Below are 330 nucleotides of genomic sequence, written 5' to 3' on the forward strand. Positions count from 1 at the left end.
TCCTGCGAGCCACCCGCCGCCGGCGGAACCGGCCCGACCGTCCCGACCGGCACGTCGGATGTCGAGTTCACCGCGTCCTGCGACGCCGACGGCCGCGCGTTCGACGTCGAACCGGACACCGCGGCCGCCCGCGCCGAGGCGCGGCGGCGCTGCGCCCGCACCCACGACATGGTCCGCGACGCGCCCTGGCCCAGCGGATGGAAACCGGTCCCGCTCCCGGACGGTGTCGGCTGGTGACCTGCCTGAGACTGCTCATCGCGTCCCCGGCGAGCGGCAAGACCGAACTCTGCCGGAGAAACGCGCGCGAGTTCGGCACGGTGTTCTCCCTGG

At 74.5% G+C, this 330-nt stretch carries 1 protein-coding gene; it reads left to right on the forward strand.

Annotated elements, in window-relative coordinates:
- Window positions 1-237, forward strand: a 237-nt coding sequence (locus H074_RS40675) for a hypothetical protein (protein ID WP_007029267.1), incomplete at its 5' end; no start/stop codon positions are given.
- Between the last annotated feature and the right edge of the window lie 93 nt (window positions 238-330).

This window comes from Amycolatopsis decaplanina DSM 44594, assembly GCF_000342005.1.
GTDB classification, from domain to species: domain Bacteria; phylum Actinomycetota; class Actinomycetes; order Mycobacteriales; family Pseudonocardiaceae; genus Amycolatopsis; species Amycolatopsis decaplanina.